General features: G+C 62.0%; 21 protein-coding genes. 15 read left to right on the plus strand and 6 right to left on the minus strand.

The window, feature by feature from the left end:
- Positions 1-57 precede the first annotated feature (57 nt).
- Positions 58-1092: a helix-turn-helix domain-containing protein gene (locus tag ACSBQT_RS02605; RefSeq protein WP_410709577.1), complete on the plus strand. Its 1035-nt coding sequence runs from the start codon at positions 58-60 to the stop codon at positions 1090-1092.
- A gap of 268 nt (positions 1093-1360) precedes the next feature.
- Positions 1361-1924, plus strand: coding sequence for a dihydrofolate reductase family protein (locus ACSBQT_RS02610; RefSeq protein ID WP_410709578.1), 564 nt, complete (start codon positions 1361-1363; stop codon positions 1922-1924).
- Between the two features lie 147 nt (positions 1925-2071).
- On the opposite strand, the gene ACSBQT_RS02615 is transcribed toward ACSBQT_RS02610, so the two are convergent.
- From ACSBQT_RS02615 to ACSBQT_RS02630, 4 genes are all read right to left on the minus strand, one after another.
- Complete coding sequence (locus ACSBQT_RS02615) at positions 2072-3355, minus strand: TRAP transporter large permease (RefSeq protein WP_167193398.1); 1284 nt, start codon at positions 3353-3355, stop codon at positions 2072-2074.
- Positions 3355-3999, minus strand: coding sequence for a TRAP transporter small permease (locus ACSBQT_RS02620; protein ID WP_410709579.1), 645 nt, complete (start codon positions 3997-3999; stop codon positions 3355-3357). The genes ACSBQT_RS02615 and ACSBQT_RS02620 overlap by 1 nt, the downstream gene beginning before the upstream one ends.
- The gene (locus ACSBQT_RS02625; RefSeq protein ID WP_410709580.1) at positions 3999-5042 is read right to left on the minus strand and encodes a DctP family TRAP transporter solute-binding subunit; all 1044 of its coding nucleotides are present in this window, start codon (positions 5040-5042) and stop codon (positions 3999-4001) included. The genes ACSBQT_RS02620 and ACSBQT_RS02625 overlap by 1 nt, the downstream gene beginning before the upstream one ends.
- 226 nt (positions 5043-5268) lie before the next feature.
- Complete coding sequence (locus ACSBQT_RS02630) at positions 5269-5967, minus strand: GntR family transcriptional regulator (protein ID WP_410709581.1); 699 nt, start codon at positions 5965-5967, stop codon at positions 5269-5271.
- A gap of 146 nt (positions 5968-6113) precedes the next feature.
- Here ACSBQT_RS02630 and ACSBQT_RS02635 point away from each other — a divergent pair, with 146 nt between their 5' ends.
- From ACSBQT_RS02635 to ACSBQT_RS02645, 3 genes are read left to right on the plus strand one after another with little or no spacing between them, the layout of a single operon-like run.
- Positions 6114-7355 (plus strand): CaiB/BaiF CoA transferase family protein, encoded by a 1242-nt coding sequence (locus ACSBQT_RS02635; RefSeq protein WP_410709582.1) that lies wholly within the window; start codon positions 6114-6116, stop codon positions 7353-7355.
- Positions 7356-7360: 5 nt separating this feature from the next.
- Positions 7361-9103 (plus strand): FumA C-terminus/TtdB family hydratase beta subunit, encoded by a 1743-nt coding sequence (locus ACSBQT_RS02640; RefSeq protein WP_435000794.1) that lies wholly within the window; start codon positions 7361-7363, stop codon positions 9101-9103.
- Between the two features lie 35 nt (positions 9104-9138).
- The gene (locus ACSBQT_RS02645; protein ID WP_410709584.1) at positions 9139-10287 is read left to right on the plus strand and encodes an acyl-CoA dehydrogenase family protein; all 1149 of its coding nucleotides are present in this window, start codon (positions 9139-9141) and stop codon (positions 10285-10287) included.
- 20 nt (positions 10288-10307) lie between these two features.
- On the opposite strand, the gene ACSBQT_RS02650 is transcribed toward ACSBQT_RS02645, so the two are convergent.
- Positions 10308-10778: a MaoC/PaaZ C-terminal domain-containing protein gene (locus ACSBQT_RS02650; RefSeq protein ID WP_410709585.1), complete on the minus strand. Its 471-nt coding sequence runs from the start codon at positions 10776-10778 to the stop codon at positions 10308-10310.
- A 113-nt stretch (positions 10779-10891) separates the two neighbouring features.
- Here ACSBQT_RS02650 and ACSBQT_RS02655 point away from each other — a divergent pair, with 113 nt between their 5' ends.
- A complete protein-coding gene (locus tag ACSBQT_RS02655; protein ID WP_410709586.1) occupies positions 10892-12355 on the plus strand; it encodes an MFS transporter in 1464 nt (487 codons plus the stop codon).
- Positions 12348-12857 carry a nuclear transport factor 2 family protein gene (locus ACSBQT_RS02660; RefSeq protein WP_410709587.1) on the plus strand — a complete coding sequence of 170 codons (510 nt, stop codon included), beginning with the start codon at positions 12348-12350 and terminating at the stop codon, positions 12855-12857. Before ACSBQT_RS02655 ends, ACSBQT_RS02660 begins: the two co-directional genes overlap by 8 nt.
- A 2-nt stretch (positions 12858-12859) precedes the next feature.
- On the opposite strand, the gene ACSBQT_RS02665 is transcribed toward ACSBQT_RS02660, so the two are convergent.
- Positions 12860-13498, minus strand: a complete 639-nt coding sequence (locus ACSBQT_RS02665; protein ID WP_410709588.1) for a TetR family transcriptional regulator — start codon at positions 13496-13498, stop codon at positions 12860-12862.
- Between the two features lie 59 nt (positions 13499-13557).
- Here ACSBQT_RS02665 and ACSBQT_RS02670 point away from each other — a divergent pair, with 59 nt between their 5' ends.
- The 8 genes from ACSBQT_RS02670 (at position 13558) to ACSBQT_RS02705 (ending at position 24351) form a co-directional block, all read left to right on the plus strand.
- Complete coding sequence (locus tag ACSBQT_RS02670) at positions 13558-14322, plus strand: hypothetical protein (protein WP_410709589.1); 765 nt, start codon at positions 13558-13560, stop codon at positions 14320-14322.
- 1 nt (position 14323) lies between these two features.
- Positions 14324-15256 carry an alpha/beta fold hydrolase gene (locus ACSBQT_RS02675; RefSeq protein ID WP_435000795.1) on the plus strand — a complete coding sequence of 311 codons (933 nt, stop codon included), beginning with the start codon at positions 14324-14326 and terminating at the stop codon, positions 15254-15256.
- Positions 15253-16965, plus strand: a complete 1713-nt coding sequence (locus ACSBQT_RS02680) for an AMP-binding protein (RefSeq protein WP_435000796.1) — start codon at positions 15253-15255, stop codon at positions 16963-16965. The genes ACSBQT_RS02675 and ACSBQT_RS02680 overlap by 4 nt, the downstream gene beginning before the upstream one ends.
- A gap of 42 nt (positions 16966-17007) precedes the next feature.
- Positions 17008-18183 (plus strand): acyl-CoA dehydrogenase family protein, encoded by a 1176-nt coding sequence (locus ACSBQT_RS02685; protein WP_435000797.1) that lies wholly within the window; start codon positions 17008-17010, stop codon positions 18181-18183.
- 105 nt (positions 18184-18288) lie between these two features.
- Positions 18289-19149: an FAS1-like dehydratase domain-containing protein gene (locus ACSBQT_RS02690; protein ID WP_410709593.1), complete on the plus strand. Its 861-nt coding sequence runs from the start codon at positions 18289-18291 to the stop codon at positions 19147-19149.
- A gap of 12 nt (positions 19150-19161) precedes the next feature.
- Complete coding sequence (locus ACSBQT_RS02695; protein WP_410709594.1) at positions 19162-20373, plus strand: CoA transferase; 1212 nt, start codon at positions 19162-19164, stop codon at positions 20371-20373.
- Between the two features lie 361 nt (positions 20374-20734).
- Positions 20735-21166: a (deoxy)nucleoside triphosphate pyrophosphohydrolase gene (locus tag ACSBQT_RS02700; protein ID WP_410709595.1), complete on the plus strand. Its 432-nt coding sequence runs from the start codon at positions 20735-20737 to the stop codon at positions 21164-21166.
- Complete coding sequence (locus ACSBQT_RS02705; protein ID WP_410709596.1) at positions 21166-24351, plus strand: DUF3427 domain-containing protein; 3186 nt, start codon at positions 21166-21168, stop codon at positions 24349-24351. The genes ACSBQT_RS02700 and ACSBQT_RS02705 overlap by 1 nt, the downstream gene beginning before the upstream one ends.
- Positions 24352-24368 lie beyond the last annotated feature (17 nt).

Raw genomic sequence — 24368 nt, forward strand, 5'->3', positions numbered from 1 at the left:
GGGCGACAATCGTGGACTGCCAATCGTCGACCGACGGACGAACGAGGAGGTGGTGACGTGCAGGAGCTGCTCGGCAGGATTGCCAAGCTAGATCCCGAGGTGAGCCTGGGTCTGCGCGTCATCGCCTGCTTCGACGAACTCATGGCCGGCGAGGTCAATTCCCATGCCCTCGCCTCTGCGGCCGCGGCTCTGGCCGGTTGCCCGGCCGGCTTTCGCAGTGGGGACGGGAGCAGGCAGCTGAGGGTCGATTCAGGCGGAATCTCGATTCCGGGAGACCGACCCGCCGAGGTGGCCGCCCTGTCCCTGCCGAACGATTCCGAGGTCTGGCTCGAGCGGGAGGACGGTGCCTTGCCCAACGATGAACTCATCCTTGAGAGATTCGGCCTGGCCATCGGCGTGAGATTCGGTCTCGAACGGCAACAGCTGGAAACCCCGCGGGACGTGGCGCTCGCCCTAGATCCTGCTGCGACGCCCGAAGACCGGAGTGCTGCCGCGGTTCGCCTCGGTTTGACGCCTGGTTCGGGATATCGAGTCCTCGCGGCCCCGCTGTTCGCCGTCTTCGAGAAACGACCCGCCGGTCCCACCGATGTCATCACCAGCGAACATGGCACTCTGCAGGTGGTCATCGTGACCGACGACACTGAGGGTGTCGCCGTGACACCGGCCGGACTGGGGCCGTCCGGGTCGATCGGAGAATTGCCGCGGTCACTTCGGGCAGCTGTGGTGGCACTGCGGCTCAGCCGCCCGCCCGAGGAAGGGCTCGTGCGGGCGGAAAACTTCGGTGGGCTCGTCGAACTGCTCGCCGAATCATCTGACACAACCGATCCGGACGCTGCGCTGATCGACGAGATCATGGACTCGCCGTGGGCAGAGTCCACGGTGCGCGTGCTCCTCGAAGCACCGACGATCAGGCAGGCGGCGCGCGACCTCGGTCTGCACCACAGCACGGTGCAGAGCCGGGCCGAGCAGATCGAACGCTGCCTCGGCTACGACCCGCTGTCTGGCTACAACCGCACCAGGTTGGGCATCAGCGTGCTCCGGTGGCGGCTTCGCAATTCCCGAGTGCTTGAACTTCCGGGGCCCGTGGGGTGAGGTGTTCTTGGCCGCTGTCGGGTGAGCGACTGGCGGCGCTCCTCCCTCACTCCCGTCCGGAACTGATCCACTTCGGATTGTCGACGATGTTGCGGCCGCCTTCGACGAGCCGATGGGAGAGACCTCGAAGTCGTTGAGGAGAGTCATGGCATCCAACCTACGACTGTGAGTGCGCTCGTCGTCAAGAGGTGGCGGCGAACTCACTGTTCATCGATCTGGGACCGTTCTCTATTGAATGTCGCTGCTCGCAGCTGAGACACTTGACCACATGTCCGGGTCAGAGCAGTCCGTCCGCGCCTTCGTCTTCCTCGGTCTGAGCGTCGACGGGCGAATCGCGCGTCCGGATGGGGACTTGGAGTGGCTGACCAGACGAGGCGCAGCTGCTGGAGACGCGGGGTTCACTCCGTTCCTCGAGTCGGTTGATTCCTTGGTGATGGGGCGGAGGACCTTTGAAGCCATCGCAGCCTACGAAGACTGGCCGTACCTCGACCGCCCGATCCACGTGATCAGCACGACCCTCCCACCGGGTGTCGACTCTCGAATCACCGTGCACCGCAGCCCCGAATCCGCCATCGACGCATTGCAGAGAGATGGTCGTCGGAGGGTCTATGCCGATGGCGGGGAGACCATTCGTTGGTTCTTAGCTGCGAAACTTGTCGACGAGATCACGCTCTCCTACGTACCCGTGCTCATCGGCGATGGGCCATCACTGTTCGGTCCGCTCGGCGGCGATGTCGACCTGGAACACGTCCGGACTGAGGTCCTCGACGGCGGAATGGTGCAGACCACCTACCGCGTCGTGGATGGGCCGACGCCTCGCGCATCCGAATAGGCCGTCTGCGGCGAGCGACGACTCACTGTCACTTGTGACAGAGACCTCCGGAGACAGAAAACCGCAGGCCAGGTCGACTGCACTCACTGTGCCCCGACCCGGCCCGCGGTCCCAATCGAATCGCGCGGCTCGCTCTGACTTACACGCTCACCCCACGAACGCCGTGGCGAAGAACGGTACGAACGTGACCAGCGCGAGTGCCGCCAGCAGCACCAGCGCACTCGGGATCGCGGCCTTCGCCACTCCGACGACGCTCATACCGGACATGCCAGAGGCGACGAACAGGTTGAGCCCAAGCGGCGGTGTGATCATGCCGATCTCGAGGTTCATCACCACGATGATCCCGAAGTGGATCGGGTCGATGCCCAGCTCCATCGCGATCGGCAGCAGGATCGGGGCGAGGATGAGGATCGCCGAGGATGTCTCCATCACACAGCCGACGAACAGCAGCAGGATGTTGACGAGGATGAGGAACTGCCACGGCTGCAGGTCCCATTCGGTGATCGTCGTCGAGATCTGACCCGGGATCCGCTCACTGGCGAGCACGAAGGTGAAGAGAATGCCGTTGGCGATGATGAACATGACCATCGCCGAGGTCTTCACCGACGCCAGCGTGACCTCCCACAGCTGCGAGATCTTGATCTCGCGGTAGATGAGCAGCGACACGACCAGCGAATAAGCGACGGCCACGGCGGCCGCCTCGGTGGGGGTGAACCATCCGGAGTAGATTCCGCCGAGGACGAGGAACGGCAGCGCAAGGGCGAGAATCGCATCCCGGAACGCCTTCAACTTGTCCTTGTTCGACATCCGGAAGCCGACCCCGGCGTGACCGTAGCCCTTCTTCCAAGCGACGAACACAGCCATGCCCAGCAGCATCACGCCGGCGAGGATGCCCGGCAGGACGCCCGCGAGGAACAGGTCGCCGATGTTCTGCTCGGTGGCGATGCCGAAGACGATGAGCGGAATCGACGGCGGGATCAGGATTCCCAACGACCCCGAGGTGGCGACGAGCCCAGTGGAGAATTCCTTCGGGTACCCGTTCTTGATCATCGCCGGAATCATCAGCGCACCGACCGCGACGACCGTGGCCGGCGATGATCCGGAGACTGCGGCGAAGAACATGCACGCGAGCACCGTGGTGATCGCCATACCGCCGCGCAGGTGCCCGACCATGGCCGCACCGAAGTCGGTCAGCCGCCTCGAGATCCCACCGCGGGACATGATGTTCGCGGCGAGGATGAAGAACGGGATCGCCATGAGCGGGAACGAATTGAGCGCGTTGAACAGCCGTTCCGAGACCTGAGTCATCGGAATGAGCGTGAAGTAGTAGAAGTAGACGAGGCTGGTCAGGCCCAAGGCGACCGCAATGGGCGCCGAGGTGACGAGCAGTGCGATGAGAACGACGACGAGGACGATGGTGGCTTCGAACATCAGCGATCGCCTCCCTTCTCATCGTTCCTGCCATCGCCGAGGCGGTCATTCCCGTTGTCCCCGTCCGCGCGGTTCGCGCGGTCGCTTCCGTCATCGACAATCGCGAGGTCCTCAACATCGATGCCGACGGCGGCGGCCTCCTCGGCGAGGACATCCTTGTCGAGCTCCGCCGCAGGAGTGCGCAGGGCGCGGATGGTCATCTCCACGGCGCGGATGAAGAACAGCGTCATGCCCACGGCCAGCGAGAGCTCGACGACCCACAGCGGCAGCTTGAGCGCCGGGGTGATCGTCGTCCGCGAGAACGGTTCGGTGATGAGTGCCCAGGACAGGTAGGCGATGAAGCCGGCGTAGACCAGCGTGGCCAGTCCGCCGAGGACGACGAAGAACTTCTTCGCCTTGCCCTTGAGCAGAGCAGGCATGATGTCGACGGCCACATGCTCGTTGTGGCGCAGGGTGACCACCGCGCCGAAGAACGTCGAGAAGATGATGAGGTAGATGACGGCTTCTTCGGACCAGAAGATGACGTCACCGGTGATGTTGCGCAGAAGCACGGCGAAGACCGCCAAGGCGGTGGCCGCGATGAGGCAGCCGCCGGCGAGAACGTTCTCGAGCCGGCTGAGGTACTTGTCGATGGTCTTCATCATCAGCCCCTCTTCTCGTTGCGTTCGAGGAGCTCGTCGACGACCTCGGGACCGATGACGTCGCGGTACTTCTCGTATTCGGACGGCACGACCATGTCCTTGAAGGCTTGACGCTCGTCCTTGCTCGGGATGACGATCTCCGTGCCGCCGGATTCCTCGATGGTCTTCTTCGACTCTTCGTTGACCTTCTGAGCTTCCTTGCGGTTGAATTCGCTGGCCTCATCGGCGGCCTCGTCGACTGCGGTCTGCAGATCGTCGGGAAGCTCGTCGTACCAGCGCTTATTCACAGTGAGGATGTAGCCGATGTATCCGTGATCGAGTTCGGTCACGTACTTCTGGACGGTGTGCATATTCTGCGACTGGATGTTCGAGTAGGTGTTCTCGCCTCCGTCGATGAGTCCCTGCTGCAGTCCGCTGTAGACCTCGGCGAACGCGAGCGGGGTCGGAATCCCACCCCAGGTCTCGAACTGGGTGCGCAGCACGTCTGAAGGCTGGATGCGGTACTTCTTGCCCTTCATGTCTTCGGGTTTCAGCGTCTTGTTGTTCGAGTGGATCTGCTTCATGCCCGAATCCCACAGACCGAGGACTTTGAGCCCGTTCTCCTCGAGATCGGGGTTCGCGTAGATGGCCTTGCCGATCTCGGTATCGGGACTGGCGACCTCGGGGATCTCGTCGGGGTCGTCGAAGATGAACGGCAGGTCGAGAACCTGCAGGCTCGGTGCGATCGTCGTGAACTTCGCACTCGCCGGGGCCAGGACCTGGACGGCATTCGACTGGATGGCCTGCATCTCGTCCTTATCGCCGTAGAGTTCCGAGTTCGGGAACACCTCGACCTCGATGCGGCCGCCGGACTTCTTCTCGACCTGTTCGGCGAAGAAGTCTGCGGCAAGTCCCTTCGGTGTGCCCACCGAGGTCACATGGGCGAAGCGCAGTTCGAATTTCTGTTGGTCTCCGCTGCGGGCGGGATTGCATCCGCTCAGCAGCAGGAGGCTTATCGAGAGGCCCGCGATGAGCGGCTTCCACCTCGGTCGTCTCATTGACGTCATCGTCAGCTCCAGTCTGGTTGGCCAGGGGCGAAGCCGATCGGGAGCCTGTGTGCGGACGAGCTCACCGAAGACGACGGCCGGTCATTGCCGTGAGGAGAGTTCATGTCGAGTCAGGTTCTCGATCGACCGTTCACGAGCCTAGAGGACTTTTCGCTGATTTCCAATATGATCGTCGAAATAATGCATTATTTGTTGAACTGTGAGTTCGCAGCCTGCCTCGATGGCGTCAGTCCGTGTCGAAGTCGAAGGGGTCGGAGACTGCCTGACCGGTCGTCGACTCGGCCAGGCGGAGGAAGCCGTTCGTGATGTGATCGCCGAGGTGGCGCGCCGCCGCGTCCGGATCGACGTCGCGGACAGCGTCGACGATCGACTGATGCTCGGCGTGCACCTGGTCGAGTCTCTCGGGACTGTCGAGGGTGAGGTCCCAAGGGAACGCTCGCCAGCGTGCGGCGATGTCGTCGCGCAGCGCGGGCATTCCGCAGCGGTCGTAGAAGAAGAAGTGGAACTCCTCGTTGCGGGTGTTGCGTCCCAGTGAATCGCCCTCGGCGCTGGCCTCGTCGAGGGCCTCGAGTAGACGTTCGGCCTGGCGCAGCTCGTGCCTGGAGATCCGTGTGGTGGCGCGGGCGATGGCGAAGGTCTCGGTGAGCTTTCGGGTGACGAAGAGGGATTTGAGACGGTCGACGTCGACGCCGGCGACACGGACGCCCCGGTGGGCTTCGGAGGTGACGAGTCCCTCGGCTTCGAGGATCCGCAGGGCCTCGCGGACGGGGGTGATGGAGGCATTGAACCAGTCGGCGACCTGATCCTGTCGCAGTCGTTCGCCGCGATCGAGCTCGCGAGAGAGGATCTTTCGGCGCAGGCCGAGGACGATGACGTCCCGTTTGGTCGATGCCGACTCCTGGTCCACCCGATGCCTTTCGTTCATACGTCACCCGCTGTCGGGGTGTCGGTTTCATGTCTCGATGGTCTCAGTCTACAGGCTCAGGCATCAGCCGGGACTAAAGAATGCATTATCTGTGGAGATATGTATGATGTGGATGTCAACGTTTCACACCTCGTCGTGGAGGGCCGATGGCCACTGCTGCACCGACGTCCGTACCGAGCCCCGCGGGGCAGGACGACGCGACCGCCTCGAACCTGCCGCTGTCCGGCATCACTGTCATCAGCTGCGAACAGGCTGTCGCCGCCCCGTTCGCCTCACGCCAGCTGGCGGACCTCGGAGCCCGGGTCATCAAGATCGAACGCCCAGGCGTCGGCGACTTCGCCCGCGGATACGACACGACGGTCAATGGACTCTCGAGCCATTTCGTATGGATCAACCGGAATAAGGAGAGCCTGGCGCTCGATCTCAAGAGTCCCGACGGGCTGAAGATCCTCCACGATCTCATCGCCTCGGCGGATGTCTTCATCCAGAATTTTGCCCCCGGCGCGGCAGAGAGACTCGGCCTCGGTGCCGACGAGCTCCGGTCGATCAACCCTCGGCTGATCCATGCGTCGATCTCCGGATACGGAACGGACGGGCCGTACAAAGATGCCAAGGCATACGATGCACTTGTGCAGGCCGAGGCAGGACTGGTCTCCGTGACCGGAACAGAGGAGTTCCCCGCGAAGACGGGAATCTCGACGGCAGACATCGCCGCGGGAATGTACACCTATTCCGGCATCCTCACCGCTCTGTACAACCGCGAGCGCACCGGTGTTGGAGCCACCTTGTCGACGAGCCTCTTCGACTCTCTCGTCGAATGGATGGGCTACCCCCTCTACTTCACCCGCTATGGCGGCACCCGTCCCACCCGAGCCGGCACCTCCCACGCCGCCATCGCCCCCTACGGTGCGTTCACCTGTGGCGACGGTACTCAGATCATGCTCGCGATCCAGAACGAACGCGAATGGGAACGCTTCGCCACCCAGGTCCTCGACCGCCCCGATATGGTCACCGACGAACGCTTCGACCGTGCCGCTCACCGCTACGCCCACCGACACGAGCTTCAGGAGATCATCGAGCGAGCCTTCTCCGCGCTCACCGGCGAAGCCTGCGACGAACTGCTCGAGACAGCCGGCGTCGCCCACTCCCGGCAACGCGATATGAGCGAGATCGCCGACCATCCGCAGCTGACCGAACGCCACCGCTGGCACGATGTCGAGACCCCGGCCGGTCCGATCTCCATGCTCGCGCCCCCGGTCGAGATGTCCGGGGTGGGCAATCGCATGGACCCGATCCCGGCGGTGGGGCAGAATTCGGAGTCCATCCTCGGCGAGCTGGGGATGGATGCCGAGACGATCGGCGAACTGCGCGCCAACGGGGTGATCTGACGACGATGAATGAAGAACCCGCACAACCGACCGACGGCGGGGCCGCCTCGGCGGGAGCCGATGACTTCGCCTACTCACCTCTGCTGCCCACGCACGGTGACGGCCCGGTGATGCGCCAGCTCGACATCGCCGGAGTCGAGCAGATCCACGCCGAGGTGGCCGGAGCGTCCCGCTCCTTCCTCCACGTGGCACCGTTGACGTTGACCGACCTCGCCGAGGTGGCCTTCAAAGAGGTCTCCCACTACCTGCGCACCGACCACCTGGCGAGCCTGCGCGCAATCATCGATGACCCCGAGGCCAGTGACAACGATGTCTTCGTCGCCCTCGACCTGCTGCAGAACGCCGCGGTCTCGGCCGGGGAGATCCTGCCGATGTGTCAGGACACGGGCACCGCGATCGTCTCGGCCAAGCGCGGACCGAACGTGCTCACCGACGGCGATGATGCCAAGCATCTGTCGCGCGGAATCGGCCGTGCCTACGAAGAACTCAACCTCCGGTACTCGCAGCTGGCACCGACGAGCCTGTTCGACGAGACTAATACCGGCACCAACCTGCCCGCCCAGATCGAGGTGGCGCTGAGTCCCGACGACGACTATGAGCTGCTGTTCATGGCCAAAGGCGGAGGCAGTGCGAACAAGTCCTTCCTCTACCAGGAGACGAAGGCCGTGCTCAACGAGTCGGCGATGCTCGACTTCCTCGCCGAGAAGATCTCCACCCTCGGCACCGCGGCCTGCCCTCCTTATCATCTGGCCGTCGTCATCGGCGGGCCGTCGGCCGAATTCACGCTCAAGACCGCGAAGCTCGCCAGTGCCCACTACCTCGATGATCTGCCGGAGACCGGCGACGCCGAATTGGGCCACGGATTCCGGGATAAGGAGTTCGAGCAGACCGTCTTCGAACTCACCCAGAACCTCGGATTCGGTGCCCAGTTCGGCGGCAAGTACTTCTGCCACGATGTTCGCGTCGTCCGGCTGCCCCGACACAACGGATCCCTGCCGATCGCGATCGCCGTGAGCTGCTCGGCCGACCGGCAGATCATCGCCCGCATCAACTCCGACGGCGTGTTCATCGAAGAGCTCGAACACGATCCGGCGAGGTTCCTGCCCGCGATGGGCCGGGTCGAGGAGATCGAATCCGGCAATGTCACCGCCATCGACCTCGACCGACCGATGCCGAGCCTGCAGGCACAGCTGTCCGAACTGTCCGTCGGTGACCGTGTGTCGCTGACGGGAACGGTCGTCGTCGCCCGCGACATCGTGCACGCGAACCTGCGCGAGCGCCTCGACGGCGGTGGGGAGCTTCCCGACTATTTCAAGGACCATCCCATCTACTATGCGGGGCCGGCGAAGACGCCCGAGGGGATGCCCTCGGGGTCGTTCGGTCCGACCACCTCGTCGCGGATGGACACCTATGTGCGGCAGTTCCAGGAGGCCGGCGGGTCGATGATCATGCTCGGCAAGGGCAATCGGTCTGCGCAGGTGAAGAATTCCTGCGCCGAATTCGGGGGCTTCTACCTCGGATCGATCGGCGGCCCTGCCGCCCGGCTGGCCAAGGACTGCATCACCTCGGTCGAGGTCCGCGATATGGAGGAGCTCGGGATGGAGGCAGTGTGGAAGATCCACGTCGACGACTTCCCGGCGTTCATCATCACCGACGACAAGGGCAATGACTTCTTCGACAGCACCGGCCCACCGACGCTCGGCCTCGGCCGGACCCGCACGGTGCGTGACGGCACCCGACTGGACTGAACTTTCCAAATGACGAACGAACAGAGGATTTCACCATGGCAGTGAGCAATGAAGAGCAGATGATGATCGACCTGGTCGCCGAATTCATCGACGAACAGGTCAAACCCAGCGTCAACAAGGTCGAGCACGCCAACGAATACCCCGAGGCATGGATCCAGACGATGAAGGACATGGGCATCTACGGGCTCGCCATCGACGAGCCGTGGGGGATGGGCAAGGTCTCTACCGAGGCGTATGCGCTCATAACTCAGGAGCTGGCTCGCGGGTGGATGTCCCTGGCCGGTGCCATGGGCGGGCACACCGTCGTCGCGAAGCTCCTCCAGGAATACGGCACCGATGAGCAGAAGGATAAGTACCTGCCGCGGATGGCCACGGGAGAGCTGCGAGCGACGATGGCGTTGACCGAACCCGGCGGCGGCTCCGATCTACAGGCGATGCGCACCACAGCAGCGAAGGATGGAGACGACTACGTCATCAACGGGTCGAAGACGTGGATCACGAATGCCCGGAAATCGGACCTCATCGCTTTGCTGTGCAAGACCGATCCGGAGGCGGAACCCCGTCATAAGGGCATCTCGATCATCCTCGTGGAGAAGGGGGAGGGCTTCACGGTCTCCCAGGATCTGTCGAAGCTCGGGTACAAGGGCGTCGAGACGTGCGAGCTGTCCTTCGACGGTCTCCGGCAGCCGCAGTCGCAGCTGCTTGGTGAGGCCGAGGGCGTCGGGTTCAAGCAGATGATGAAGGGACTCGAGATCGGCCGCATCCAGGTCGCCTCCCGGTCGCTCGGCGTCGCGCAGGCCGCCCTCGATGACGCGGTGAAGTACTCGCAGGAGCGCGAGTCGATGGGCAAGCCGATCTGGAAGCACCAGGCCGTGGGCAACAAGCTCGCCACGATGGCCACGAAGCTCGAGGCCGCCCGGCAGCTCGTCCTCCACGCCGCCCGCACCTACGATTCGGGTGCGCGTGTGGACATGGAGGCCGGAATGGCGAAGCTCTATGCCTCGGAGATGGCCGCCGAGGTGGCCCTCGACGCCATCCGCGTCCATGGCGGTTACGGATACTCCACCGAATACGACGTCGAACGCTACTACCGTGACGCTCCTCTGATGATCGTCGGCGAAGGCACGAACGAGATCCAGATGAACGTCATCGCCAAACAGCTCATCGGCCGAAACAAGGCCTGAGGGTCATCGGCCCTATTTGGTCACGGCGTGGACGGTGTCAGCTCGATGAGGAATCCGGATCTCCCCTCCTGCGCCTTCTCGCCGTGCTGATTGAACAGAGTGAAGCGCCGGTCGACGAAGCCCTTGTCTCCTGCCGAGACCTTCCGACAGGACAGGATCTCCATCTCGAGAGTCACTGTGTCTCCGATGCGCAGCGGCGTGAGGAACTTCCAGTCGTCGAGTCCGGTCATGGCGATGGCCGATTGCGCGAACCAGCCGGCTCGGTCCATCAGCCCGGTGAGGACGGCGATTCCCAAGGCGCCGTGCAACAGCCGTCCGCCTCGGTCCTCCATGTATTCGGCATCGGCATGGACTTGGTTCCAGTCGCCCGAGAGCATCGAGAACATTGTGAGGTCGGCTTCCGTCAGCGTCCGCGCGGGGGACCGATAGACCTGGCCGACCTCGAGGTCCTCGAAGTAGAGGCTGTTGTCAGTGGTGCGCTTCTCGAGCATGGAGTCCTCCTGGGTCAGGGGCCGAAATCGGGCGCCTGTTGCCTGGGTGGAGCGCCTCTGTCATACTCAGCATACAAGAACGAACGTTCTTCCCTGCTCAATGAGGAGTGAAAATGCAATCAGCACCCAACTCACCCACCGGCCCTGACGCAACCACGTCCGGCACGACCACGACCGAACTCGAAACACCCGACGAAGGCAAGATGACTCGCCTCGCTGCCGCATCTGTCATCGCCACAGCGCTCGAGTGGTTCGACTTCCTCATCTATTCGACCGCCTCGGCGCTCGTCTTCGGCCATGTCTTCTTCCCCTCGCTCGAAGGAGCCTTGGGAACCATCGCCTCGTTCGGCACACTCGCGGTGGGCTTCATCGCCCGTCCCGTCGGCGGCATCATCGCCGGAGCACTCGGCGATAAGTTCGGCCGCAAGGGACCGCTCGTCGCCTCGATGATCGTCATGGGACTGGCCACAACCTCAATTGGACTGCTGCCCAGCCACGAGACCATCGGAATCTGGGCACCGATCCTCTTGGTGACCGCACGCTTGATCCAAGGACTCGGCGTCGGCGCCCAATGGGGTGGCGCCACGCTGCTGCTGACCGAGCACTCACCGCTGAAGCGTCGCGGATTCTACGGCTCCCTCGTTCAGCTGGGCACCGTCGCCGGCATCATCATCGGCAACGCCTTCTTCCTCTGCATCCTGCTCTTCGTCGATGAAGGCGCCTTCATCGAGTGGGGCTGGCGGGTGCCGTTCCTGTCGGGCATCCTCCTCGTTGCTGTCGGAATCTTCGTGCAGATGAAGATCGAAGAGACCCCCGTCTTCAAGTCGATGCAGGCCAAGGCGGAGGCCGCAACCGCCGGTACGAAGATGCCTCGCGTCTCCTTCCTGCGCGCCCTGCGGCTGTACTGGAAGCAGATTCTGCAGGCTGCCGGCGCATTCTTCGTCGTCAACGGCACCTTCTACATCATGATCTCCGGAATGCTGTCCTACGGCACCGCGAATGTCGGGCTCTCGCAGACGACGATGATCATGATCGTCTGCCTCGCCGTCGCCACTCAGATCTTCACGATCCCCTACTTCGGGGCCTGGTCCGACCGACACGGCCGTCGGAAGATCTTCCTGCTCGGCACCGTGCTCATGGGCGTGTGGGCCTTCCCGTTCTTCTGGCTCGTCGACACCGGCAATCCGTTCCTCGTCGCGGCAGCCATCATCGTCGGTCTCACCCTGCACGCCATGATGTTCGGGCCTCAGGCAGCTCTGTTCGCCGAGATGTTCCCCGCCGATGTCCGGTACTTCGGAGCCTCCCTCGGATTCCAGCTGGCGAGCGTCTTCGCCGGTGGCCTCGCACCGATGATCATGGTCTCGCTCATCGAAGCGACCGGCACCTCGGCGAGCGTCTCCCTCTACATCATCGCGATGGCCGTCATCACATTCGTCGCCGTGTACTCCATCAGGGAACGCTTCCAGGCGAACCTGCATGAGACGGCCGCAGACATCGAAGAACGCGAACTTCGCGAAGCAGGCAAGCTCGATGCCGCGCCGAAGTCGACAACCCCCGAGGAGGCCGAACATGCCTGAAACGACACTGACCCTCGAAGAGAGAATCACTCGCCTCGAAAACATCCACGAGATCGGGCAGCTCCGCGCCCGATACTGCCAGGCACTCGATGACGGTCGCTGGGAAGACCTCGCCGACACGTTCACCGAGGACGGCGCGTTCGTCGGCCTGTCCACTGCACGCGGCCGTGCGGAGATGCTCGAGTTCTTCCCACAGCTCAATTCCTCGACCGTGACATCGTGGTGGCACTTCAGCTCCAACGAAACCGTGGAGCTCGACGGCGACTCCGCGACGGGGACGACCTGGCTGCTCCAGCCCTGCGTCGTCGACGGCGAATCCCAGATCGCGGCCGGTCGGTACGAAGACACGATGGTCAGGACGGCACACGGGTGGCGATTCCAGGAGCGTCGAGTCTCGTTCTTCTTCTGGTCGTCGCTCGAATCCGGATGGGACGCGGCACGATTCTCGTTCCCACCCGCCGTCGACGCGGCCGATGCCCGAACGGTCGAACGGCTCGGATGATGTCAGTCGGAAGAGACAGGCCGCGTGGCGGCACGGACCAGACCGAAGACGAGGTCGACCTGCAGATCGGCGAGTTCGGCGGGCGAGAGTTCACCGTCGGGCCGGTACCACGTCGACATCGAGTTGCAGAGGGTGACGACGCCGCGCACCGCCGAGCCGAGATTGCGCACCTCGCACTCTCCGGCGGCAGCAGCGTCACAGATCGCAGCCCGGAACACCGCTTCCGTCCTGTCTCTTTCGGTGACCACCTCGGCGCGGTTCTCCCCCTCGAGGTAGCGGAATTCGGTGATGCCCACCACCGAGGCGCGGGGCTGGGCCACGATGAAATCGACGTAGGCACGCACCGCGGCCTCGAGCCTCGACAACGGGTCCGTTCCCGCTGCGCCGACCGCTTCCTCGAGCGAATCGGCCAGGGTTCGCGCCGTCTCTTCGAGCACGAACTCGAGGATCTCACTCTTCGACCCGAAGTAGTTGTAGAGATTCGACAGGGAAGTGCCCGCCGCCTTCGCGATCTGCCGCGTCGACGCGCCGTGGAACCCCTGCGCGGAGAACACCTCGAGAGCCGCGTGGACAACCGTGTCACGGTCGATGAATCTCGGCGCTGCTCGCCGCCGGTTCGCATTGGTTGGGGTGTCCTCCATGGGCACCAATCTACTCATAAGTTCACCTGCACTCATAAGCACACCCGGAAGGAACTGTCATGACCACCCCGCTCAAACCCGGCCGAAGACTGCTCGCCGATGCTGACGCACTGGCTGCGTCAAGTCCGCTGGCGCTGGCCGACTCCGTTGCCGAGGCGATCGGTCAGGAGCTGGGGCAGTCGGTCCGACTGGTCTCGGCTGAGCTGGAGACGAACGGCACGGTCCAGACCGACGACGGCGAACTCGTCTCCCCGTCTGCGGTGGTGACGGCCGTCCTGCCTCAAAAGGGACAGGAGCTGCGGACCGAGGTGACAGCTCATCTCGAAGGGGACGCCGCCTATTCCGCCTCGGTGCGTTTCGCCTTCGCCGAAGCCATCGACAACAGCGACGACGTGTCCGATCTGCTCTGCCCAGGCAGTGCTGGTTGGAACAGCGCATTGCGCGATCGCCTGCGTGAGGACTCCGAGTTCTCCACACTCATCGAGGCCTACGACGGAACGATCGGCATCGCCATCGGCGGTCGCCCAGTGCACTTTCGCTGCTACCGCGGTCACGTGCTCGAGGTCGTCGCCCGCTCCATCCTCGGCGCTGACTTCGTGCTCTCCATCCCCGGCGACGTCTTCGTTGATCTCGTGACCGCCGAGCGCAACCGCTTCATGGAGACCGCGATGAGCGGGAGGATGCGCTCCTCCGGATCCGGGTACGAGTACCTGCGCATGACCAGCGCACTGATCCGCATCATCGACCACGCTCGAGCCATGGCCGTCACAGCCGGCTATGTCGGCTCCGAACGCGTCCTCGACACGAATCTGCAGGTGGCCTGAGATGACGACACTGAACCACACGAACGGTCCGGCAGTGACGACCCTCCGCGCTCACCAGCTGATCATCGACGACCGCATCGCGTTCGTCGAAGACTGGGGCGACATCGACGCGACACCGCTGCTCGCAGTTCACACCGCAGGACAGTCCGGAGTCCAGTACCGTCACGTGGCGGCCGACCTCGCCGCCCTCGGCTACCGGGTTATCGTTCCCGACCTGCCCGGACACGGCCGCACCGAGCCGGCGAAGAGCGGGCCGGTGACCGACCTCGGCGAATACGCACGATTCGGTCTGACAGTGCTCAACCAGCTCGGGATCGATCGATTCGTCGCCGTCGGGTGCTCGATCGGCGGCAAGATCACGATCGACCTGGCCGTGCGCGCCGGGGACCGCATCATCGCGGCCATCGCCATGGCCGCCGGATCCCGCCCCGGCCACGTCTCGCTGCGAGGCCTGACACGTGAGCTCGTCGACATCTCGACGCCCTCCCGCGGCGATCGCACCTACTGGGGGACGCGAGCCGTCGTCGGCTCGGCAATCGACGAGGAACAGCGAGAACTTATCGCCCGGATGCATTGCAGGGAGGATCCGATCGTGTCGAACTCGGATCTCATCGGCTGGGGGCGCCACGACGTCAGCGAGGACCTGCCCGCTGTCACCTGCCCGACGGTGCTCGTCGCCGGTGAGGACGACCTGTGGATCGACACCGCAGCGATCCGCCATGACGCGGAGTCGATCCCCCGAGGCACCTTCGTCCTCCTGCCGGGAATCGGGCACTATCCGATGGAGGAGATGTCGGACTTCGCCGAGGCGGTCGACTCCTGGGTGCGCAGTGCCGGCACTCGCGGTGCCGATACCGATCTTCCCGATTCCGGCAGTGCCGATGCCTGCAACGCTGACCGAAAGACCGAAGAATTGGAGGCCGCCCGCTCATGAATTCACCCGCCACTCTCTACGGTCATCTGAAAACCTGGGCGGAAACCGACCCGCAACGGACGGCCCTCATCGACCCGGTGCCAACCGGTGCCGCCCGTGAAAGCACCGAGTCCGGCCACGTGCGTATCAGCGTCTCGGATCTGCTCGCCCGCACCAACGAGTTCGCCGATCTGTTCGCCGAGCACGGTGTCGGCCCGAACGACTGCATCGCAGTCTGGCTGCCAAGCTGGTCCGATACCTATGCGTGGCAGTTCGCGGCTTCCGCGCTCGGTGCCCACGTGATCGGGGTGAACACCCGCTACAACGTCGCCGAGGTGGGGCACGTCCTCACCAAGGCCCGCCCGCAGGTGCTCGTCGTGGCCCACGGATTCCGCAACCTCGACTTCCTCGCTACCGCACGGAAGGCCATCGCCGAGGTGGACCAGGAAACTGCCGCACAGCAGGACCGTTCACCGGGGGAGCCTTTCACCCCGCCGAAGGCATTCGTCTGGGCGGTGCCGGGAGCCGCGAGCGAACCCAAGATCGCTGACTACGACCTCGGCGCAGGGGCAGTGCTCGTCCCAGCGGAGTCGTCAACCATCGATCAGGCAGCGACTTCATTCGCCGCGGCCGCACCCGAAGAATCCCGGCTGTCGGTTGCCTTCACGACTTCCGGCTCCACGGGGATGCCGAAGCTCGCGGCTCACCGGGAGTCCGCCGTCATCACTCATTCCCAGGAGGTCGCCTCTCGAATCGGCTTCACCACCGGTGACGTCCTCGTCGAACCCCTCCCGTACTCGGGCGTCTTCGGATACTCGGCGGGAATGGGGGCACTCTTCGGCGGAGCGGCAGTCCTCCTTCACCCGGTCTTCGACGAACAAGAACTCGTCCGGGCCTGGAGCACCTTCTCCGGCTCACACTTCGTCGGAGCCGACGACATGCTCTCCCGAGTGCGCAAGGTCTGCGAAGACACGGGCACGAAACTCGAATCGTGGCGGTGGGCAGGCGTGGCCGATTTCCAAGGAATGTCCGCCGACATCGCCGAATGGGCGGCCGAACAGTTCGGCACCCGCACCGTCGGCGTCTACGGATCCTCCGAAGTCTTCGCACTCACTTCGTTCTGGCCGAACGACACCCCGGAAGAGCTGCGGTACTCGGGAGGCGGTCGCCTCGTCGACCCTCGCTACGAATACCGCATCGCCGATCCGGTCACGGACCAGCCTGTGTCCGAAGGCTCGGAAGGTGAAGTCCAACTCCGGGGTCCCAACGTCGTCGACCACTACCTCGGTGATCAGGGAGAAGGAAGGAAGAACTTCACCGCCGACGGCTGGTTCCAGACGGGGGACCTCGGGCGCGCTCAAGGGCCTGAGGCTTTCGAATACGTCTGCCGAATGGGTGACGTCATCCGTCTGCGGGGGTTCCTCGTCGATCCCGCAGAGATCGAGCTGCACCTCATCACCCATCCGGACATCGAGTTGGTCAAGGTCGTCGGGCGCAGCAGCGACGTCGGCGAGCCCGAAGTCGTCGCTTTCGTTCAGCCAGTGCCCGGAACTACTCCCGAACCTGCGGACATCCGGCAGTACTGCCGGCAGCAGCTCGCCAGCTTCAAGGTCCCGACCGAGGTCCGCCTGGTCGAAACCATGCCCGTCACCGCGGGAACGAACGGCTCGAAGATCAAAACCGCCGTCCTTCGAGAATGGGCGGCTCAGCCGGCGGTGGTCGGACAGTGATACGAATCGAAGAAGACACGAAGACCCCAGAAAGGGCAGAAGATGACTCATAAGCCGCGTCCGCGTCCGGACACTCCGCACATGATGACCGAGGAGCGCCTCGAGATCCAGGCGCTCGCCCGCGAGTTCGCCCGTGATGTCGTCCTGCCCATCGCCAACGAACTCGACCCTGTTGAAGGGCAGTTCCCCGAGTCGATGGTCAAGCAGATGGCGGAGATGGGGTTCTTCGGCATCCTCATCCCCGAAGAGTACGGGGGACTGGGGCTTGGTGTGTTCGAGTACTGCCTCGTGGCTGAGGAACTCTCCCGTGCCTGGATGTCGGTGGCCGGGCTGTTGGCTCGCGGCAACGGCATGGGTGGTGGATTCTCGCCCGAGCAGGAGGCACGTCTGTTGCCGAAGGTTGCCAGTGGTGAGTACCTCGGCGCCTTCGCCCTGTCTGAGGCTGAGGCTGGGTCGGATGTGGCGAACCTGCGGTGCAAGGCCGAGCGCAATGCCGATGGTGGTTGGGTCATCAACGGCACGAAGATGTGGTGCACGTATGCCGATCAGGCCGACTACATCGTCCTCTTCGCCCGCACCTCCACAGAGGAGAAGCGACATCAGGGGATCTCGGTGTTCCTCGTCGAGAAGGAACGCGGCACCTTCCCCGAGGGGATCTCCGGGGCGCCGGCGAAGAAGATCGGGTACCACGGGTGGAAGACATGGGAGCTGTCGTTCGACAACTTCGTCCTGCCTGCCGATGCCCTCCTCGGTGAGGAAGGCCGCGGTTTCTACCAGGCGGTGTCCGGTCTCGAAGTGGGCCGCGCCCATACGGCGGCTAGGTCGATCGGTCTGGCGCAGGCGGCACTTGAGGACTCGATCAAATACCTGAAAGAACGCGAGCAGTTCGGCCATCCGTTGGCTGATTTCCAGCATCTGCGGTTCAAGGTCGCGGACATGGCCGCTCAGATCGAGGCGTGCCGGCAGCTGATGTACCACGTGTGCACGGAGATCGATTCGGGTCGTCGCTGTGACAAGGAAGCGGCGATGGTGAAGTACCTGGCCGGAGAGATGAGCGAGAAGGTCACCTCGGAGGCGCTGCAGATCCATGGCGGTGCCGGGTACACGAAGGACTTCGCCGTCGAACGCCACTGGCGGGATGCTCGCCTGACGAAGATCTTCGAGGGCTCGTCGGAGATCCAGATGCGCATCATCTCCGACGAACTCCTCGGCCGCTGAATTACTACCCGACGGCGGCCCAGCACCCTGGCGCGAGGTATCTGAGCCGCCGTCACGTAGCAATTGGGACATACTTCTCGAACTACCGATAGGAAGATGACTGCGATGAGTGACTCTCCGAACCTCCAGGACTGGGTTGGCCGCAGCGCCACTGCCACCGAGACCGCTGACGGCCAGCGGGCCGCACGCCTGGCCACCCTGCTCGGCCACGACGGCGACCAGGCAGCGCCCTTGTTCCCGCTCGGGCATTGGCTGCACTTCTCCGAAGATGATGTGCCGATGAGCGAGCTCGGAGCCGATGGGCATGCCGCGCTGGGTGGGTTCATGCCTCCGGTGCCGTTGCCCCGGCGGATGTGGGCTGGCAGTGATCTGACCTTCCACGCCCCGATCCTGCCCGGGCAGGCGATCGAGCGGGTGACGACGATCGAGTCGATCACGGAGAAGACCGGCAGCACCGGACCGCTGTGTTTCGTGAAGCTGCGTCACGAGGTTTCTGCGGATGGGGTCTTGGCGACGACGGATCGGCACACGATCGTCTACCGCGAGGCCACCTCGGCGCCGGAGGGATCAGCGGCGAAACCCCCACGAGAAGACTCGCCCGTCCCCGACGGTTGGGACTGGTCGCGCTCGGTCCGACCGAATGAGGTCATGCTGTTCCGGTATTCGGCGTTGACGTTCAATTCCCACCGCATCCATTACGATCACCCGTACGTTACCGAGGTCGAGGGCTATCCCGGTCTGGTCACGCATGGACCGCTGACCGCGACGCTGCTGCTCGACGCGTTCATGACCACCCACCCCGAGGCGGTCGTGACCGGATACCGGTTCACCGCGAAGTCCCCGTTGTTCGCCGGCGAGCAGATCCACCTCGTCGGCCGAGAGACCGAACCCGGTGTTCATGAACTCCAGGCCATAGCCCCGGGTGGGAAGACCGCTGTCGCTGCCACCGTGACGACGAAGAACTGAGGAGAGCCCATCATGACCGACATTCGCCCCGCCCCCCTGACCGGCCTCAAAGTTGTTGAGATCTCCGCATTCGTGGCAGCACCTTTGGGAGCGATGACGCTCGCGCAGTTGGGTGCCGATGTTATCCGTATCGATCCGATCGGTGGGAACATCGATGCGAATCGGTGGCCGATCAGCGATGACGGCACAAGCATCTACTGGGCGTCCCTGAACAAGGGGAAACGTTCGGTCACGCTCGATCTGAAGTCCGAGGAGGGGCAGAAGATTGCGACCGACCTCATCGCCGAGGCGGGCACACTGGTGACGAACCTGCCGGCCCGCGGATGGTTGAGCTACGAGAACCTCAAGCAGCATCGTGAGGACCTCGTCATGTTGCGTTTGGGTGGGTGGCACGATGGTTCGCCGGCAGTCGATTACACGGTGAATGCGGCCAGCGGGTTCCCGATCATCACCGGCGACGACGACCGGCCAGTGAATAATGCTCTTCCAGCCTGGGATGTCGCAGCCGGGCTCTATATTGCCAACGGGATCATGGCTGCCGAGTTGGATCGTCGTGGTTCGGGCAAGGGGCAGGAGATCACCCTGGCACTGTCCGATGTCATGCTCGCGACTGTCGGTAATCTCGGCTATATCGCCGAGGTTCAGGCGACAGGGAAGACCAGAGGCGCTTTGGGCAATGGTCTCTACGGTGCCTATGGTCAGTCGTTCGAGTGTTCGGATGGACGTCAGGTGATGGTCGCCGTCATCTCGAACAAGCACTGGCGAGGCTTGGGGAAAGCGACCGGGCTGAGCGAGAAGCTCGAGATGATCGGTCCGCTACTGGATGTCGACCTGACCACCGAAGGCGGTCGGTTCGAGGCTCGGGGAGCTATCGATGCGGTGGTGCGCCCGTGGTTTGCCAAGCACACCCTCGCAGAGGCGGAAGCTGCGCTTAAGGACGCTGGTGTGCTCGTCGGCGGGTTCCAGACTTTCGAAGAGCTTGTCACCAGCGACCCACGGTGTTCGGCGGAGAACCCGCTGCTCACCGAGATCGATCAGCCCGGAGTCGGGCGTGTGCTGGCTCCTCGGGTGCCTTTGCAATTCGGCGGAACACCGGTGGCCGATGCCTTCCCTGCACCGGCATTGGGCGGGGACGCCGCTGAGGTGCTCGAATCCGAACTCGGACTCGATACGGCTGCGCGCGATCAGTTGGGTTTGAGCGGGGTCGTCTATTTCGGGAAGTGATCGGTTTGGAAGGCTGGCGATATTGCTGAGTACCTGATACGTATTTATCGATGGTGTTGAGCCACTCGACGGTGTGGTGTCTATGCATGGCCTGCTCTCATTAAAATCACTTCAGTTTGTTCTGCTGCGCGGAGTGACTTTCCACCAGAAGACGAAGTCCCTGAGGTGTCTAATTGCGACGACCTAGCCGACGAACGGCTATATCTGAGCCACTCAATGAGGTTCGTGGGGGATACCGTCCAGTTTTTATCCTTGAGGAATAACCCAACGCCGGCAGATGCGACTATGGCCGATATATGTACCTCGAATCGGCTATCTTAATCACATCAAACAGAGCAAAATCCCAGGTAGGCTGCAATTCATGGAGCACAGTTACCTCGAAGTCGTTGGTGCAGTCTTTAGCGGTGACTCCCAAGGAGAGCCAGCAGTTCTTGCTTTCCGCCGCGCAGCAGACAGATCTGCGGGAGGCAAATGGGAGTTCCCTGGCGGAAAAGTTGAACCTACTGAAACACAACCGTCGGCGCTTGTCCGCGAGATACGTGAAGAACTTGGAATCAAAGTAAGTGTTGGGGGGCTAGTCGCCCGTGCCTCTACCGAAGTAGACGGCCGAGTTATCGACTTAGCCTGCTATTGGGCCACGGCGAACGAGCTGCCGACGGCGAGCAGTGACCACGATGCAATCCGATGGGTGACAGTTTCAACTTTGCACGAAGTGGACTGGGCAGAACCCGATCTGCCCGCTGTTGAAGCTATTGAAGCGATACTGGGAGCGGAAATCGGAGTGAGCGACTGATGAGCGACAATGCAAACCTTCCACCAGGCATTTATGAGCTGCTTGTTGATGGCTCCACAGACGCACTCATCAATAATTTGGAAGACTCGAAATACGCAGAAACTCAGCACGTAGATGTTGCGGACTTTCCTGCGCGAGCTGCGCGTCATATCGGTGGAAAAGTGGAGGCGGCATTGGCACGATCTGATGCCGAAGACCGGGTGTTGTTGGCGAACAAGATACTCCAAGCACTGCCATTGGGTGAAAGCGATCTTCAGCTGACTAGTGACCGCCGCGAACTGAAGTCGATATATGAGAAGGCTCCCGTTAGCCGACCTTCGACGCCGCTGACTGAAACTGCGCTTTTCACGAATGCTGCTGGTACTCCGAGTCTCCAATCTGAATTGAGACTTGAAATGGAGAGCGCCGACCGAGTGGACCTATTGTGTGCCTTTGTAAAGTGGAGCGGAATTACAACTATAGAACAGGGGCTCCAAAGGTTACGCAAGCGTGGAGTGCCGATTCGAGTTCTCACGACCACATATATTGGCGCAACTGAACGTAAAGCCCTCGATCGGCTTGTCGATGAATTTGGCGCTGAAGTGCGTGTCAATTACGACTCACGAACCACACATCTTCATGCGAAAGCTTGGCTCTTCTATCGGAAAACTGGTTTCGACACTGGGTATGTTGGAAGCTCAAACTTGAGCAGGACGGCGCTCGTCGATGGATTGGAATGGAACGTCAGGGTCTCTCGAGAAGCAACTAGGTCTCTGATGGATAACTTTGACGCAACATTCGAATCATACTGGGCTTCTAGCCAGTTCGAGGAGTATTTTCCAGCTCGTGACGCAAAGCGTCTCGACGGAGCATTAGCGGATGCTCGAGTTGGAGGTAGTCGGACAACCGTCGCTCGCTCAGGAATTAATACGCGATTCCTGGATGTTCAGCCGTTCGCTCACCAGATTGAAATGCTCGATGATGTTTCTTCTGAACGCACTGAGCACGCACGGTCTCGGAATCTACTTGTTGCGGCTACGGGCACCGGCAAGACGGTAGTTGCGGCACTCGACTATGAGCGACTTGTTCGCGAAGCCCGTGATTTGGCACGCGCACAAGGTACTGCTCGAAAACCGTTACGACTTCTATTTGTCGCACACCGTAAGGAAATTCTGAGCCAAGCACTGGACACATACCGTGCTGTGCTCAAGGAAGGCGATTTTGGATCCCTGCTGGTCGGTGGGGCCGTTCCAGGAGACACGGACCACGTATTTGCATCTATTCAAATGCTGTCAAGAGACGATCAGCTGGCGCAATGGGCCCCTGATCATTTTGACGTTGTCGTTATCGACGAATTTCACCATGCGGAGGCTTCGACATATCGAAAGGTCCTCAATTGGTTCAAGCCAAACCAGTTACTTGGATTGACTGCCACCCCGGAGCGGGCAGATGGAGTGAACGTCGCTCAAGCGTTCTTCGATGGGAGGATCGCTAGTGAGCTCCGACTTTGGGATGCGCTGGAAGCAGATCTGTTGGTGCCTTTTCATTACTACGGGATCGCAGACAATGTTGATTTGAGTGGCGTGACTTTCCGCTCAGGAGGATACGACTCCGCGGAGCTGTCAGCGGTTTACACCGGCAACAGTGAACGCGCAGCACTTATCCTTCGCCAATTGGACGCGAAAATTCTTGATCCACAAAGTATGCGGGCGTTGGGCTTTTGTGTGACTGTTGATCATGCAAGTTACATGGCGAATGTATTCAACCAAGCAGGAATAGCATCGGAATCGTTGAGCGGAAGTTCTACGACCGAGGAGCGTGACAGTGCCCTCCGCCGACTTCGTTCAGGAGATCTGCAGTGTATCTTCACTGTGGATATCTTTAATGAGGGCGTGGATGTACCCGAAGTCGACACCGTTCTGATGCTTCGTCCGACACAGTCAGCAACAGTATTTCTTCAACAGCTGGGACGGGGGCTGCGTCGAGCGCGTGGCAAGGCGCTTCTGACTGTACTTGATTTCGTTGGGCATCAGCACGCAAAGTTCCGGTTCGATATCCCATTGCGGGCCATGACGGGCATCCCGCGTGGCCGGCTAGAAGATGCAGTGCAAAAGGGGTTCCCCCAGATGCCCGGGGGGTCGCAAATAATTCTCGACCGTGTTGCCCAGGAACACGTCCTAGAAAGCATTAAGAGCCAATTGTCTTTGACTACGAAGGCACTGGTTTCTGACATACGACAGCACAAACCCACAGAGACCAGTCCGCTCGAGTACCAGCTTGGCGACTATCTTGGTCAGTCTGGTCGAGACCTGCCAGACATTTATAAGCCGAACAACCGCACCCTGGGCGGACTGAAGTTGCCGGCGACCTGGTCGACTGTTCGCCATCTGGCCTTCTCAAAGAACGAATCAAGCGCAGTAGAACAAATGCTCGCTTCTCAGATCATGAATAGAGTTAGGGCATTGACTCACGTAGATGATCTGGCGCGAGCCGCGGCATATCGCAGGCTTCTTGCACGTGGTTCAATGTTGAGGCAGGAAGTTTCTAACGATCCATATGCGGCGATGCTATATTACACATTTTGGCCGAAAGGCGACGGCGGGTCGATAAATGAAGGACTCGACGAGATCCGTTCGAACGACTATCTATGTCAGGAACTCGATCAGCTTCTATCTGTCACTACAGCGTCAAGTCGATCGAATCCTCGATCTCTGGAAGGTGACCTCGGCAAATTGCCGTTACACACACATGCGCGGTACTCTCGCGAGGAACTGTTAGCGGCTTTCGGAATGGGGACCGTCGAGAAGCCTCAACCTGGAAACTTTCGTGAAGGGGTTAAATGGTTCAAAGACTACCAGACTGACGTCTTGCTCATAACCTTGCGCAAATCGGAAGCTGATTTTTCGCCGTCTACTTTATACAAAGACTACGCACTGACTCCGGAGTTGTTCCATTGGGAGTCGCAATCGGGGACCTCAGTCGAAAGCCCAACCGGGCAACGCTATATTCGCCATCGCGAACTAGGATCTCGAGTTCTACTATTCGTCCGGCAGGCAAAGTCAGACGACTTGGGAACATCGCCTTATACATGTCTGGGTACAGCGACGTATGAATCGCACGAAGGATCCCGTCCAATCCAAATTGTTTGGAAACTCGACAGGCCAATGCCAACAGATCTCTTTCTCGAAGCAAAGGCTGTCTCTTAAGGAATTCTTCCTATGTG

This window comes from Brevibacterium sp. H602 (assembly GCF_051172395.1).
GTDB lineage: Bacteria > Actinomycetota > Actinomycetes > Actinomycetales > Brevibacteriaceae > Brevibacterium.

Bases quoted from the DNA above. Each gene is read 5' to 3' on its own strand.
- ACSBQT_RS02695 (WP_410709594.1), top strand. From the start codon at position 19,162: ATGACCGACATTCGCCCCGCCCCCCTGACCGGCCTCAAAGTTGTTGAG.
- ACSBQT_RS02670 (WP_410709589.1), top strand. From the start codon at position 13,558: ATGACCACCCCGCTCAAACCCGGCCGAAGACTGCTCGCCGATGCTGAC.
- ACSBQT_RS02650 (WP_410709585.1), bottom strand. From the start codon at position 10,778: ATGCTCGAGAAGCGCACCACTGACAACAGCCTCTACTTCGAGGACCTC.
- ACSBQT_RS02615 (WP_167193398.1), bottom strand. From the start codon at position 3,355: ATGTTCGAAGCCACCATCGTCCTCGTCGTCGTTCTCATCGCACTGCTC.
- ACSBQT_RS02665 (WP_410709588.1), bottom strand. From the start codon at position 13,498: ATGGAGGACACCCCAACCAATGCGAACCGGCGGCGAGCAGCGCCGAGA.
- ACSBQT_RS02640 (WP_435000794.1), top strand. From the start codon at position 7,361: ATGAATGAAGAACCCGCACAACCGACCGACGGCGGGGCCGCCTCGGCG.
- ACSBQT_RS02680 (WP_435000796.1), top strand. From the start codon at position 15,253: ATGAATTCACCCGCCACTCTCTACGGTCATCTGAAAACCTGGGCGGAA.
- ACSBQT_RS02705 (WP_410709596.1), top strand. From the start codon at position 21,166: ATGAGCGACAATGCAAACCTTCCACCAGGCATTTATGAGCTGCTTGTT.
- ACSBQT_RS02645 (WP_410709584.1), top strand. From the start codon at position 9,139: ATGGCAGTGAGCAATGAAGAGCAGATGATGATCGACCTGGTCGCCGAA.
- ACSBQT_RS02700 (WP_410709595.1), top strand. From the start codon at position 20,735: ATGGAGCACAGTTACCTCGAAGTCGTTGGTGCAGTCTTTAGCGGTGAC.
- ACSBQT_RS02675 (WP_435000795.1), top strand. From the start codon at position 14,324: ATGACGACACTGAACCACACGAACGGTCCGGCAGTGACGACCCTCCGC.
- ACSBQT_RS02660 (WP_410709587.1), top strand. From the start codon at position 12,348: ATGCCTGAAACGACACTGACCCTCGAAGAGAGAATCACTCGCCTCGAA.
- ACSBQT_RS02690 (WP_410709593.1), top strand. From the start codon at position 18,289: ATGAGTGACTCTCCGAACCTCCAGGACTGGGTTGGCCGCAGCGCCACT.
- ACSBQT_RS02625 (WP_410709580.1), bottom strand. From the start codon at position 5,042: ATGACGTCAATGAGACGACCGAGGTGGAAGCCGCTCATCGCGGGCCTC.
- ACSBQT_RS02655 (WP_410709586.1), top strand. From the start codon at position 10,892: ATGCAATCAGCACCCAACTCACCCACCGGCCCTGACGCAACCACGTCC.
- ACSBQT_RS02620 (WP_410709579.1), bottom strand. From the start codon at position 3,999: ATGATGAAGACCATCGACAAGTACCTCAGCCGGCTCGAGAACGTTCTC.
- ACSBQT_RS02610 (WP_410709578.1), top strand. From the start codon at position 1,361: ATGTCCGGGTCAGAGCAGTCCGTCCGCGCCTTCGTCTTCCTCGGTCTG.
- ACSBQT_RS02635 (WP_410709582.1), top strand. From the start codon at position 6,114: ATGGCCACTGCTGCACCGACGTCCGTACCGAGCCCCGCGGGGCAGGAC.
- ACSBQT_RS02630 (WP_410709581.1), bottom strand. From the start codon at position 5,967: ATGAACGAAAGGCATCGGGTGGACCAGGAGTCGGCATCGACCAAACGG.
- ACSBQT_RS02685 (WP_435000797.1), top strand. From the start codon at position 17,008: ATGACTCATAAGCCGCGTCCGCGTCCGGACACTCCGCACATGATGACC.